The following is a 12,729-nucleotide window of genomic DNA, read 5'->3' as shown; positions in this document are numbered from 1 at the left end:
CGTGCCGGCGAACGGGCCAGCCCTTGTCGACCTGCGGCAGGTGTCGCTGACCTACCGCGTCGGCAAGGAGGAGACGCTGGCGCTGGCCGACGCCACGCTCAGCATCGCCAAGGGCGAATTCATCGCCGTGGTTGGTCCGTCCGGCTGCGGCAAGTCGACCCTGATGAAGCTGGTGACCGGCCTGCTGCCGCCCAGCTCGGGCGAGGTGCATGTGCGTGGCGAGAAGGTGGTGCGGCCCATCAAGGGCGTCGGCATGGCCTTCCAGAACCCCACCCTGATGCCCTGGCGCACGACGCGCGACAACATCCTGCTGCCGCTGGAGATCGTCGCGCCGCACAAGCAGCAGTTCCGGCGCAAGCGGGCCGAGTATGCCGCCCGGGCCGAGCGCCTGCTGGCATCGGTCGGCCTGGGCGGCTTCGGCGACAAGTATCCCTGGCAGCTGTCCGGCGGCATGCAGCAGCGCTCGAACCTGTGCCGGGCGCTGATCCATGAGCCCGAGATCATGATGCTGGACGAGCCGTTCGGCGCCCTCGATGCGTTCACCCGCGAGGAGCTGTGGGGCATCATGCAGCTTCTGTGGCTGGAGCGGCGCTTCACCGCCGTGCTGGTGACGCACGATTTGCGCGAGGCGGTCTATCTCGCCGACACGGTCTACGTCATGAGCCGCCGGCCCGGCCGCGTGGTGATGACCAAGCGCATCGACATCCCGCGCCCCCGCACCCTGGAGACGACCTTCGAGCCGCATTTCGTCGATATCGTGCACGCGCTGCGCGAGCGCATCCACCAGGAGCATGCGTGATGTTCGCTCTCCGGCGCTCGAAAAGCATACCTTCCCCTGCCTGCGGGGGAAGGTGCCCCGAAGGGGCGGATGGGGGGAGGTTCGAACGTAGGCGGCGTATCAATCGAGCGTCGCCTCTGTTGCGGCACCCCCCATCCGGTGCTTCGCACCACCTTCCCCCGCAAGCGGGAGAAGGTAAACGCGGACCGCAGCCATGACCGCCGGCACCGAGCGCGCCCTGCGCGTGGCCATGCCATGGCTGGCGATGGCGGTGTTCCTGGTGGTGTGGGAGCTCGCCTGCGTCGCCTTCGACATCGCCGAGATCATCCTGCCGCGCCCCAGCCGGATCTTCGCCGTGACCCTGCAGCGCTGGGACATCCTGCTGGCGTTCTGCGGCGAGACGCTGTGGACCACCGTCCTGGGCTTCCTGCTGGCGATCGCCGGCGGGCTGGTGATGGGGCTGGCGATCGGCGCCTCGCCTTTCATCTATTCCGGCCTCTATCCGCTGCTGATCGCCTTCAATGCCATCCCCAAGGTGGCGATCGTGCCGATCCTGATGATCTGGGTCGGGGTCGGCGCGACGCCGGCGGTGGTGACCGCCTTCGCCATCAGCTTCTTCCCCATCGTGGTCAACGTCGCCACGGGGCTCGCCACCATCGAGCCCGAGATGCGCGACGTGCTGCGCAGCCTGGGCGCCACGCGCACCGAGATCCTGACCAAGGTCGGCATCCCGCGCGCCATGCCTTACCTGTTCGCCAGCCTCAAGGTGGCGATCACGCTCGCCTTCATCGGCTCCGTGATCTCCGAGACCGTGGGCGGCAACCGCGGCATCGGCTTCCTGATGCTGTCGGCCAGCGCCCGCAACGACGCCGCCACCACCTTCGCCGGCCTGTTCGCCATCGCCGTGATGGGCGTGCTGATGTACGCCGTCTGCGCCCTGGTCGAGAAGCGCATGACCCGCTGGGCATTCCGCGGCGAGCTGGTGACTTAGTTAGGCGTAGGGACCCAGGTTGCACCGCACCCGGGTCGGGGCGTTGGGCCCATCACTTGAGCTGCTTCATCTCGTCGATGCGCAGGCCGTGCTCGGCGACGTTCTCGTCCGAGAGCCAGTCGCCCAGCACCGCCTCCTGGTGATCCAGGAGGGTGACGCGCCGCTTCACCTCGGACAATGCCTTGTCCGGATTGTCGATGGCGATGGCGTAGAGGGAACGCACCGGCAGGCTGCCCGGGCGTCCCTTGGTGATGATCTCGACCGTCCAGCCTTTCGCCATGACCGGGTCTCCCTTCGTGCCGCGATAGTGGGCAAGGCAGGCTGGGTCCTGTCAAGCGGCCTGTCTACCAGCTTTCGGTGACGGCCTGCGCCACGGCGTCGATGATGGCGGCGCTGTCCAGGCCCAGCTTGCGGTAGAGGTCGGGGATGTCGCCGGACTGGCCGAAGCCCTCGACGCCCAGCGGCACGGTGCGATGCTGGGCGACGCCGCCCAGCCAGGAGAGCGCGAGCGGATGGCCGTCGAGCACGGTGATCAGGCGCGCGTTGCGGCCCAGCGGCGCCAGCAGGCGCTCGACCGGGCTGAGCGCGCCGGCGGCGGCGCGGCTGCTGGCCGTGCGCCGCGCGCGGCGGCTGGCGATCCAGTCGCGGTGCAGGCGGTCGGCGGACGTCACCACCAGCAGGCCGGCGCCGGCGAAATCCCGGGCCACGCTTTCCCAGGCGGCGAGCGCATCGGGCGTGACGGCGCCCATGGCGACGATGGCGATCTCGGCCCCCGGCGCCGGCTCGCGCAGCCAGTAGCCGCCCTCGACGACGGCGCGGGCGAGATCCGCCGTCAGCGCGCGCGCCGGCTGCTCGACGGGGCGCGTCGAGAGCCGCAGGTAGAGCGCGCTGCCGTCCGGCTGCTGGATGTGCTCCAGGCCGAAGCGCAGGATCGCCGACAGCTCGTCGACATAGGCCGGCTCGTAGCTCAGCAGCCCGGGCTGGCCGATGCCGATCAGCGGCGCCGACACCGACTGGTGCGCGCCGCCCTCGGGCGCCAGGGTCACGCCCGATGGCGTCGCCGCGACGATGAAGCGCGCATCCTGGTAGCAGGCGTAGTTCAGCGCATCGAGCCCGCGGGCGATGAAGGGGTCATAGAGCGTGCCGATCGGCAGCAGGCGGGCGCCGAACAGCTCGTGCGCCAGCCCCAGCGCCGCCAGCTGGATGAAGAGGTTGTTCTCGGCGATGCCCAGCTCGATGTGCTGGCCCTTGGGATCCAGGCTCCAGCGCTGCGCCGACACCACCTTGAGCTCGCGGAACACGTCCTCGGCCGGGGTATGCGCGAACAGCCCCTTGCGGTTCACCCAGCCGCCGAGGTTGGTCGACACCGTGACGTCGGGCGACGTCGTGACGATGCGCTCGGCCAGGGCGCCGCCGGCCGCGGCGATCTCGTCCAGGATGCGGCCGAAGCCGGCCTGGGTGCTGGTGCGGCGGTCCTTGGGCAGCGGCAGGGACGCCGGCACCGGCACCGCCGGCGCCGCGAGCCGGCGCGTGCCCTGGGCGTGGAATGGTGCTGTGTCGATGAAGGCCTGCAGCTCGCGCGCATCGGCGTCGAGCCCGGCGAAGCGGTCCCATTCGGCGCCGGCCGGCACACCCATCTGCTGCTGCCACTGCGCCATCTGCTCGACGTTCATCAGGCCGGCGTGATTGTCCTTGTGGCCGGCGAAGGGCAGGTCGCGGCCCTTGATGGTGTAGGCGATGAAGCAGGTCGGCCGGTCGTCGGTGACCGACTCGAAGGCGTCGAGCACGGCCTGCATGTCCAGGCCGGCGAGGTTGGTCATCAGCGCATGCAGGCGCGCATCGTCGTGCGTCTCGAGGACGCGGCGGATGCCGGGATGCTGGTTGAGGTCGCGCGTCAGCGCCTCGCGCCAGGCGGCGCCGCCCTTGTAGACCAGCGCCGAGTACAGCGAGTTCGGGCAGTCGTCGATCCACTGGCGCAGGTGCTCGCCGTCGGGCTGCGCGAAGGCGGCCTCCAGCGTCTTGCCGTATTTCAGCGTCACGACGCGCCAGCCGACCAGCTCGAACATCTCGGCGACACGGCCGAACAGGCGGTCGTTGACCACCGAATCCAGGCTCTGGCGGTTGTAGTCGATCACCCACCACAGGTTCCGCACGTCGTGCTTCCAGCCCTCCAGCAGCGCCTCGAAGACGTTGCCTTCGTCGAGCTCGGCATCGCCGACCAGCGCCACCATGCGGCCCACCGGCCGCTCCGGCGCCAGCGCCTTGAGCCGCACGTAGTCCTGCACCAGCGACGAGAACAGCGTCATCGCCACGCCCAGCCCGACCGATCCGGTCGAGAAGTCGACGTCGTCGCTGTCCTTGGTGCGCGACGGATAGGATTGCGCGCCGCCCAGCGCGCGGAAGCGCTCGAGCCGCTCGCGGCTCTGCTGGCCGAACAGGTACTGGATGGCGTGGAACACCGGCGAGGCATGCGGCTTCACCGCGACGCGGTCCTGCGGCCGCAGCACGGCGAAGTACAGCGCCGTCATGATCGTGGCCAGCGACGCGCAGCTCGCCTGGTGGCCGCCCACCTTGAGCCCGTCGCGGTTGGGCCGGATGTGGTTGGCGTGATGGATGGTCCAGGCCGACAGCCACAGCACCTTGCGCTCCAGCGCGCGCAGCAGCCGCAGCCGGCGCGTGCGCGCGGCTTGCGCCGGCGCGTCGGGTGTGGCGGCGAGCAGGGCAGGCGAAGTGTCGGGCATGGCGCTTCTCCGGGCGGCCGAAGACCGGAAGCTACGCGGGATTGGCCGGTAAGTCCTTGCGTTCACACCCGAATTCCGTGCCAAATTGGCAGGTTCTTCCTCCAAGAAGCCGGATCGAGCAATGACCAACCCCGTTTCTGCCCTCGACGGCATCGACCGCCATATCCTCGAAAGCTTGCAACGCGACGGCCGGCTGAGCAATGCCGACCTGGCGGAGAAGGTCGGGCTGTCGGCCTCGCCGTGCTGGCGGCGGGTGAAGGCGCTGGAGGAGACGGGCATCATCAGGGGCTACGTCGCCGTGGTCGATGCCAAGGCGGTCGGGCTGCCGGTCAGCGTCTTCATGAGCGTCTCGCTCACGACCCAGGTGCAGAGCGCGCTGCAGCGCTTCGAGAAGGCCGTGCAGCAGCGGCCCGAGGTGATGGAGTGCTACCTGATGACGGGTGACAGCGACTACCTGCTGCGCGTCGTGGTGCCCGACCTCGAGGCCTACGAGCGTTTCGTGATGGATTTCACCCGCATCGCCGGCGTCGGGCAGATCCGCTCCTCCTTCGCGCTGCGGCCGGTGAAGCAGGGCACCGCCCTGCCGATGGGCCACCTGGCGTGACAGGCGCGGCATCGCCGGCGGCGCAATCCAGCCATATTGTCATGGACGATGGAATGCGCGGATAGTGCCGACGATGATGGATCTGCGTTTCTACAACCTGGCGATCAGTCCGCTCGGGCTCGTCGGTCCGGCGCAGGCGCAGTATGTCCGCCAGGTGCAGGAGCACCTGGGCTGGATCCATCGCACCATCAGCGGCCGCCTGCTTCTGGACTGCATCCGCCGTGCCGCCGTTGCGGTCGAGATCCGTCCGTTCCGCAGCCGCGCCCGCAGCCATGCGACCGGCGGCGGCGAGCTCAAGCCGGGAGCCGGCGCGCCCACCGGCTTCGTGTCCTTCTCGCCCGCCGCCGCATCCAAGCAGGCCGCGTTGCGGCTGCTGCCCGAGAACGACAGGAACGGGCGCCTGCCGGACGAGATCCTGTTCCATGAGCTGGTGCACGTCATGCGCAACGTGACCGGCACCTGGGACCCGGCGCCGCCGCTGTCGGCCGCGATGCGGCACTACGGCAACAACGAAGAATTCATCGCCGTGCTGTGCACCAACATCTACATCGCCGACGGCAGCAACCAGCTCAAGAGCGGCCTGCGCGCCGGCCACCTGGGCTATGCCGCGATGGATCCGGGTGACGCCATGCGCTTCGGCCTCTTTGCCAGCTCCCGCAGCGCGTTCGCCCTGGTCGGGAAGTTCTGCGCCGACAACCCGGTCTTCACGAAGGCGCTCGGCGAGCAGCTTGCGGACATCGCCTACAATCCCGTGGCCGAGTACTACGCCCACCGCGAGGTCTGCGCGGCGCTGTCGGTGCTCGGCGCCATCAGGGACGGGCTTCCGGAGATGCGCCAGGCGGCGGCGTCCGCGCGGACTGCAGCGCGCGAGCCCTGCGGCAGCCCGGTGCCTTGATCGTTCAAAGAACCGCTTATGGCCGCGATCAGAAGATGCAATGCGACCGGCAAGGAGGTTGCAATGTAATAAAGTGGTCTTCCGCCCACTGGTGCCGCCGACAGCTATCTGGACACGCTGTGCACGGCCGGCGCCGCGGGCCGGGACCGCGCCAACATGGGGGGACGTATGGCCGACCTGGCCGCCCTGGCGCTGGGCGCCGGGGCTGTGACGAGCCATGGCGCCGCGCGCGCCGGCTTGCGCGCAGCGCGGCGTGAGTCCGTGCTGCGCGCGATCGATGCCCATGGCGGCGATCCGGAATTGAGCGCCGCGTCGGTGGCGGCGCGGCTCGGTGTCACGCCCCGCTATGTCCATCTCCTGCTGGAGGAAACCGGGCAGACATTTTCGCAGCATCTGCTGGCGCGGCGCCTGGACCGGGCCTTGTGGCTGCTGCGCGATCAGCGCCAGGGCCATCTGCGCATCGGCGACATTGCCGGCGAGGCGGGCTTTGCCGACCTGTCGTACTTCAACCGCAGCTTCCGCCGCCGCTTCGGCGATACGCCCTCGGCGGTGCGTGCCCGGCTGCGCAACCTCTCATAGGCGCGCGTCCAGACCTGGGATCGGCCGTTCGCCCCGAGCCCAACGCGCTTCATCCTGGTCCGGGATGGCGGGTTGAAGGATCGGTTGCGCTGGCGGTTGTCTCGAACCCTGGGAGCGATGGCGCGCGGTGCGCCGTCGGTGATCCTCTTCAATCCGCCAGCGCAACCGATCCTTCTTCGCGTCATTCGTTACTCTGAGCACGGCGAAGGATCTCTTAGCCCGTCAGTCATCTGGAATCTGACGGCGGACGTGTCGGTGCGACGCCGGCGGCACTCAAACCGATCCTTATGGATCGGCAAGAGACTCTCATGGATGGAACCGTGGGCATGCGCCGTCTTTCCGGCAGCGGCATCCGCGGCCGATCGGCGCGCGGGTGGCGCAAGAGCGCACCGGGCCGGGACGTGATGTTGGGGCCGGTCCTGCGCGCAGCAGGAGAGAATCGCATGTTCACGTCGTGCAAGATCATTCTGAAGCAGAACCCCAATCCGGGAAACCTGAACGCCGAGAAGTACCTCGAGGTCAACTTGTTGCGGCCGCATATCCCGGTCTTTCCCAAGGATGACAAGGACATGACCAATCTCGACCTGATCGAGTGGGCGGGAAAGTTCGGCGACAGGGTCAAGGACTTCACATGGTGGGGGCGTTGGCGCGTCGGCGCCAACAGCGTCACCAGCATGGCGGACGATGCCTACTCGATCGGCACCAGCGCCCATCCGCGCTACAAGTACTGGATGTACTCGATCCGGAAGATGGAGCTGAACTTCATCGAGAACTGGACGGCCGAGCATGGGCTTCGGTTCGGTGACGAGGGCGGCTCGGACACGACCACGACGCTCACCCTGCACAAGGTGATGATGGTGGGCAAAGGGCTCGAGCCGTTCGGCAAGATGGGCTCCGGCACCGTCAGGGTGAACTCCAACACGCACATCCTCGAAACCGGCTATCCCGTGTTCTGGGATCGCATCATATGAATAGCCGATACCGGGCGGCCCGTCGGGCCGCCCGGTATCGGCGATGTGCCCGGCGGCAGCTCGATTTGGCCTCCGGCCTGCGAAGATTGGGCGTGACTGCCGGTTATGGCCATGCGATAGTAGTGATCGCTCGCCTGTTTTTGCATACTGGTCGAGAGCGTCATCCTCGAATCGGAGCCGGCGCGCTCGCCTGCGCCTGACGAGATCCATCCATGCGCGCCGTCATCCTCGCCGCTGTTGCCGTTGCCTTCTCTTGGCCCGCGCTTGCCGCCGATATCGAGGCGACATCGCGGATCGACACCGTGACCGTGTATCCGGACGGTGCCAGCGTGACGCGGCGGACCAACGTCACCCTGCCGGCCGGTGCGTCCAGCATCGTGCTCAAAGGGCTGCCGGCGTCGATCGACCCGGCGTCGATCCGCGTCGCCGGCGAGGGGACAGCCGCTTTCGCGATCGGATCGGTCGAGACCCGCAATGTTCCCGGCGATCCGCGGCCGGTGATCGACGCCGCCCTGGAGGAGAAGCTGCGGGCCCTGCGCGACAGGCGCGATGCGGCCGCCGCGCGCTTCGAGGCCATCGATCGGCGACGGGCGATGATCCGGCGCTACGCCGAAGCGGGACCGGAGAAGCTGTCGCCGCAATCCAGGCCGCTTGACGTCGCGCAATGGCCCGGCGCCTGGGATGCCGTCGGCGAGGCGCTGGCCAAGGCCAACGAGGATCTGCGCCTGATCACGGTCGAGCTGCGCGGCCTCGACGAGGAGATCGCGGCGCTCGAGCGCGCACGGCCGCAGCCGCGGTCGCCGGGCGCGCCGCGCCTGGACGTCACCATTGCGCTCGATGCGCCTTCTGCGCTGAGCGCGGCGCTGACCGTGACCTATCGTGTCGGCGGCGCGCTGTGGCGGCCGCTCTACGACGCGCGGCTGGACACGGGCGGCAAGGATCGCAAGCCGTCGCTCGAGCTGGTGCGGCGAGCCGAGATCGTGCAGCGCACCGGCGAGACCTGGAGCGACGTCGTGCTCGTCGTGTCGACCGTGCGCGTGGCGCGCAGTGGCGGCGCGCCCGACCTGGCGTCCTGGCGGGTGGACTTCGCGGAGCCGGTCATGTCCCGGCGCGCGCCCTCCGGCGGCGCGCCGCCGATGTCGGCGCCCAGCCCGCAGCCGGCCGACGCGCAGCCCAAGCTGGCAGAGGAGGCGCCCGCCGGCGAGCGGGAGGCCCGCCTCGACGCCGGGGCGTTCCAGGCGGCTTTCGCCGTGCCGGGGCGCGTGACGATCCCCCAGGACGGCTCGCCCAAGGCGTTCCGTATCTCGAGCGTCACCGTCAAGCCGGCGCTGTCGTTGAAGACCGTGCCGGTGCTGGATCCGACCGCCTATCTCGAGGCGTCGTTCGTCAACGAGGAGGAGGCCCCGTTGCTGCCCGGCCAGGTCGCCATCCACCGCGACGGCGCCTTTGTCGGCCGCGTGTCGCTGGCCATGGTCGCGCCCGGCGACAAGGTCCAGCTCGCCTTCGGGGCCGACGACCGGGTGAAGGTGGCGCGGGTGGCGGTGGCGCGGCGCGAGGAGGAGCCGGGCTTCCTGGGCTCCAGCCGCACGGATCTGCGCGAGTTCAAGACGGTCGTGAAGAACCTGCACGATTTCCCGGTGCGGATCACCGTCCTCGACCGCGTGCCTGTCGCCGACAACACGGCGATCACTGTCGAGACGCTGTCGCGCTCGACCCCGCCCACCGACAAGGTCGTCGACGACAAGCGCGGCGTGATGGGCTGGAGCTATGACTACGCGGCCGGCGAGCAGAAGGAGATCCTGCTTGCCTACCGCCTGAAGTGGCCCGCCGACCGCGAGATCCGCCTGCGCTGAGGATCGGCCGGGAGCGCGCCACTCCAGTGGCGCACTGGCGCGTGGCGCCGGATCGTAACGGGTGCAACACCATCAGCCGGCCCTCCGGGCCGGTGCGCCACTGGAGTGGCGCGCTCCCGGCGACGCCGCCTGCATTGTGTTCCTCGCATCATGCACCTGCGCTATGGTCGGGTGACGGCCGCGCCCAGGCGCGGCCTGTAAAGACCGGAGCGCGACGCCTATGACATCGACCCTGCCGTCCTATGACCACGGCACGTCCACCACCAAGCTGATCGGCGAGACCATCGGCACGTTCTTCGACGCGGCGGTGGCGCGCTGGCACGACCGCGACGCGCTGATCGTGCGCCACCAGGATATCCGCTGGACCTACGGCGAGCTGGGGCGGCGGGTCGATGCGCTGGCTGCCGGATTGCTGGGGCTGGGGCTGGAGCCGGGCGACCGTATCGGCATCTGGTCGCAGAACAACGCCGAGTGGGTGCTGACGCAGTTCGCCACGGCCAAGGCCGGCCTGATCCTGGTCAACGTCAACCCGGCCTATCGCAGGGCCGAGATCGAATACGCGTTGAACAAGGTCGCGTGCAAGGCGCTGATCACCTCGCCGGCGCTCAAGAGCAGCGACTACATCGCGATCCTGAACGATCTAGCGCCCGAGATCGCCACGTCGCAGCCCGGCCAGCTGAACGCCAAGGCATTGCCGCACCTGCGCACCGTGATCCGGCTGGGCAAGGACAAGACACCGGGCATGCTGAGCTTCGACGACATCCCGGCCCGCGGCGGCAACGCCGAGCGCAGCCGGCTGGCCGAGCTGGCCGACCGCCTGCAGTTCGATGATCCCATCAACATCCAGTTCACCTCGGGCACCACTGGCTTCCCCAAGGGCGCCACGCTCAGCCACCACAACATCCTCAACAACGGCTACTTCATCGGCGAGGCGATGCGGCTGACGCCGGAGGACCGGCTGTGCATCCCCGTGCCGCTCTACCACTGCTTCGGCATGGTGCTGGGCAACCTGGCCTGCGTCACGCACGGCGCTGCGATGATCTATCCCGCCGAGGCGTTCGATGCGCTGTCGGTGCTGCAGACGGTGCAGGCCGAGCGCTGCACGGCGCTGCATGGCGTGCCCACCATGTTCATCGCCGCGCTCGACCATCCCGACTTCGCCAAGTTCGATTTCTCGACCCTGCGCACCGGCATCATGGCCGGCTCGCCCTGCCCGATCGAGGTGATGAAGCGCGTCGTGGCCCAGATGAACATGCAGCAGGTGACGATCGCCTACGGCATGACCGAGACCTCGCCTGTGTCGACGCAGAGCTCGACCGACGATCCGCTGGAGCGGCGTGTGTCGACGGTCGGCCGCGTGCAGCCGCATATCGAGATCAAGATCGTCGATACCGAGGGCCGTATCGTGCCGCGCGGCGCCACCGGCGAGTTCTGCACCCGCGGCTACTCGGTGATGACGGGCTACTGGAACGACGAGGAGAAGACGCGTGAGGCGATCGATCCTGGCCGATGGATGCATACCGGCGACCTCGCCACGATGGATGACGACGGCTACGTCAACATCGTCGGCCGGCTGAAGGACATGGTGATCCGCGGCGGCGAGAACGTCTATCCGCGCGAGATCGAGGAGTTCCTCTACCGCCATCCCAAGGTCCAGGACGTGCAGGTGATCGGCGTGCCCGATCCGCGCTTCGGAGAGGAGATCTGCGCCTGGATCAAGCTGCGCGAGGGCGAGGCGGCGACGGACGAGGAGATCCGCGACTTCTGCCGGGGCCAGATCGCGCACTACAAGATCCCGCGCTATGTCCGCTTCGTGGACGAGTTCCCCATGACCATCACCGGCAAGGTCCAGAAGTTCGTGATGCGCGAGCAGACCATCAAGGCGCTGGACCTGAAGGAGCAGAAGACGGCGTAAGCCGGTATCTTCGGTCCGCCTTGCTCAGGCAGGGCGCTCGCATATGGACGCACCGCTGCTGTCTCCTCGTCCGGCTACCTGCTGCATTCACACATCCAGTCTCAGAGAGCTTGCGTCTCGAAAAAGAGGACTGTCATCCCGAGCGCCAGCGAGGGATCTCCTGCGAAGGGCGCACCGTGCGTCTTTCGCGGGAGATCCCTCGCTGGCGCTCGGGATGACAGTGACGATGTGTGAATGCCGTAGCCCCGCTGCCGCGGGGCGAGGGGTGAACGGCGGCGATCTCCGTCTTTTTTAGAAGACGAGGGAATACCTAAAATTTGTGAGTGTTCGCTCATCAATGGTGGGCGATCAGGTGAGTTGCGAAGCCCACCCACAGCATCGGTTGGGACTCTCGTATTTCCCCTGGGAGCGGAGCTCACAATGGACCTCGCCTTCTACAATTTCACGATCAATCCCGTTGGCCTGGCCGGCGCGACAGCGCGCCAGTACGTCAGCCAGGTGCACGAGCACCTGCGATGGATCTACCGCACGACCAGCGGCCGGATCCTGCTCAACGTCATCCGCCGGCCGACCTTCCCGGTCGAGATCCGCCCGTACACGGGCACCGACTGCAACTCGGTCGGCGGCGGCGAGTACAAGACGCCGGGAAAGCTGACCGGGTTCGTGGCCTATTCGCCGTCGACCTTCTCCAGCCACGGCGTCTGCTCGGCCCTGCCGGCGGCGGAGAACCGCGGCCGGCTGTGGGACGAGATCCTCTTCCATGAGCTGGTGCACGTGTTCCGGAACGCGACAGGCAAATGGAACAAGGGTCCAGCCTTGTCCTACGCGATGCGCCACTACGACGACAACGAAGAGTTCATCGCCGTGCTCTGCACCAACATCTACGTTGCCGATCGCACGAACAAGATCAAGACCGGCCTGCGTGCCAGCCACCAGGGCTACAAGGCGATGGACCCCGCCGACGCCATGCGGTTCGGGCTCTTCGCCAGCTCCAGGAATGCCTACGCCCTGGTCAAGAAATTCTGCGATGACAACCCGATCTTCACCAAGGCGCTGAGCGACAAGCTGCCGGACGTCATCTACAACCCGATCGCCGACTATTACCGCTTCCCGAAGATCTGCGAGGCGCTCTCGATCTTCGGCACCATGAAGGACCGGGCGGCGCTGGCCGCCTCGCTGACCGCGGCCGGGCTGCCCAAGTCCGTCGTCGACCTGCTCGTCTCGCTCGCCACGTGATCGCCGTCATGCCCAGGGCGATCGCATGCTGCCGCTCACCCCTCGCCCCGCGAGAGCGGGGAGAGGGAGGGGTGTACAGACCGATTAGATCGGTGACGGAATAGACCGGATACATCGGTAACAGTTTTGGCATGGAGGTGAGCATGCCGTGGCTGGAGACCGATGC

11 protein-coding genes are annotated in these 12,729 nt (G+C 68.2%); 9 read left to right on the top strand and 2 right to left on the bottom strand.

Going from position 1 to position 12,729, the window contains the following annotated elements:
* Position 1: 1 nt before the first annotated feature.
* Together FHP25_RS27430 and FHP25_RS27425 are read left to right on the top strand one after the other, a co-directional pair.
* Positions 2-799 carry an ABC transporter ATP-binding protein gene (locus FHP25_RS27430; protein WP_178133818.1) on the top strand — a complete coding sequence of 266 codons (798 nt, stop codon included), beginning with the start codon at positions 2-4 and terminating at the stop codon, positions 797-799.
* Positions 800-992: 193 nt separating this feature from the next.
* Complete coding sequence (locus tag FHP25_RS27425; protein WP_147850174.1) at positions 993-1,769, top strand: ABC transporter permease; 777 nt, start codon at positions 993-995, stop codon at positions 1,767-1,769.
* Between the two features lie 52 nt (positions 1,770-1,821).
* On the opposite strand, the gene FHP25_RS27420 is transcribed toward FHP25_RS27425, so the two are convergent.
* Complete coding sequence (locus FHP25_RS27420) at positions 1,822-2,049, bottom strand: hypothetical protein (RefSeq protein ID WP_147850173.1); 228 nt, start codon at positions 2,047-2,049, stop codon at positions 1,822-1,824.
* Positions 2,050-2,113: 64 nt separating this feature from the next.
* A complete protein-coding gene (locus FHP25_RS27415) occupies positions 2,114-4,510 on the bottom strand; it encodes a transketolase (protein ID WP_147850172.1) in 2,397 nt (798 codons plus the stop codon).
* Positions 4,511-4,631: 121 nt separating this feature from the next.
* On the opposite strand from FHP25_RS27415, the gene FHP25_RS27410 reads away from it, so the two are divergent.
* From FHP25_RS27410 to FHP25_RS27380, 7 genes are all read left to right on the top strand, one after another.
* Positions 4,632-5,114 (top strand): Lrp/AsnC family transcriptional regulator, encoded by a 483-nt coding sequence (locus tag FHP25_RS27410; protein ID WP_147850171.1) that lies wholly within the window; start codon positions 4,632-4,634, stop codon positions 5,112-5,114.
* Positions 5,115-5,187: 73 nt separating this feature from the next.
* Complete coding sequence (locus FHP25_RS27405) at positions 5,188-6,009, top strand: M91 family zinc metallopeptidase (protein WP_147850170.1); 822 nt, start codon at positions 5,188-5,190, stop codon at positions 6,007-6,009.
* Between the two features lie 168 nt (positions 6,010-6,177).
* Entirely contained in the window at positions 6,178-6,588 is a 411-nt protein-coding gene (locus FHP25_RS27400; RefSeq protein ID WP_231712498.1) for a helix-turn-helix transcriptional regulator, read from the top strand.
* A gap of 443 nt (positions 6,589-7,031) precedes the next feature.
* Positions 7,032-7,559 carry a hypothetical protein gene (locus tag FHP25_RS27395; protein WP_147850168.1) on the top strand — a complete coding sequence of 176 codons (528 nt, stop codon included), beginning with the start codon at positions 7,032-7,034 and terminating at the stop codon, positions 7,557-7,559.
* Positions 7,560-7,771: 212 nt separating this feature from the next.
* The gene (locus tag FHP25_RS27390) at positions 7,772-9,412 is read left to right on the top strand and encodes a mucoidy inhibitor MuiA family protein (RefSeq protein WP_147850167.1); all 1,641 of its coding nucleotides are present in this window, start codon (positions 7,772-7,774) and stop codon (positions 9,410-9,412) included.
* 220 nt (positions 9,413-9,632) lie between these two features.
* Positions 9,633-11,327 carry an AMP-binding protein gene (locus tag FHP25_RS27385; RefSeq protein ID WP_147850166.1) on the top strand — a complete coding sequence of 565 codons (1,695 nt, stop codon included), beginning with the start codon at positions 9,633-9,635 and terminating at the stop codon, positions 11,325-11,327.
* Positions 11,328-11,747: 420 nt separating this feature from the next.
* Positions 11,748-12,563, top strand: a complete 816-nt coding sequence (locus FHP25_RS27380) for a type III secretion system effector protein (protein ID WP_147850165.1) — start codon at positions 11,748-11,750, stop codon at positions 12,561-12,563.
* Positions 12,564-12,729 lie beyond the last annotated feature (166 nt).

The sequence above is a fragment of the Vineibacter terrae genome, assembly GCF_008039615.1.
Taxonomy (GTDB): Bacteria; Pseudomonadota; Alphaproteobacteria; order Reyranellales; family Reyranellaceae; genus Vineibacter; species Vineibacter terrae.
Note: the sequence above shows the minus strand (reverse complement) of the source record. Positions and strands in the feature narration are given on the sequence as shown.

Excerpts from the sequence above, each read along its gene's own strand:
- FHP25_RS27425 (WP_147850174.1), top strand. The coding sequence starts at position 993 with ATGACCGCCGGCACCGAGCGCGCCCTGCGCGTGGCCATGCCATGGCTG.
- FHP25_RS27420 (WP_147850173.1), bottom strand. The coding sequence starts at position 2,049 with ATGGCGAAAGGCTGGACGGTCGAGATCATCACCAAGGGACGCCCGGGC.
- FHP25_RS27415 (WP_147850172.1), bottom strand. The coding sequence starts at position 4,510 with ATGCCCGACACTTCGCCTGCCCTGCTCGCCGCCACACCCGACGCGCCG.
- FHP25_RS27410 (WP_147850171.1), top strand. The coding sequence starts at position 4,632 with ATGACCAACCCCGTTTCTGCCCTCGACGGCATCGACCGCCATATCCTC.
- FHP25_RS27405 (WP_147850170.1), top strand. The coding sequence starts at position 5,188 with ATGATGGATCTGCGTTTCTACAACCTGGCGATCAGTCCGCTCGGGCTC.
- FHP25_RS27400 (WP_231712498.1), top strand. The coding sequence starts at position 6,178 with ATGGCCGACCTGGCCGCCCTGGCGCTGGGCGCCGGGGCTGTGACGAGC.
- FHP25_RS27395 (WP_147850168.1), top strand. The coding sequence starts at position 7,032 with ATGTTCACGTCGTGCAAGATCATTCTGAAGCAGAACCCCAATCCGGGA.
- FHP25_RS27390 (WP_147850167.1), top strand. The coding sequence starts at position 7,772 with ATGCGCGCCGTCATCCTCGCCGCTGTTGCCGTTGCCTTCTCTTGGCCC.
- FHP25_RS27385 (WP_147850166.1), top strand. The coding sequence starts at position 9,633 with ATGACATCGACCCTGCCGTCCTATGACCACGGCACGTCCACCACCAAG.
- FHP25_RS27380 (WP_147850165.1), top strand. The coding sequence starts at position 11,748 with ATGGACCTCGCCTTCTACAATTTCACGATCAATCCCGTTGGCCTGGCC.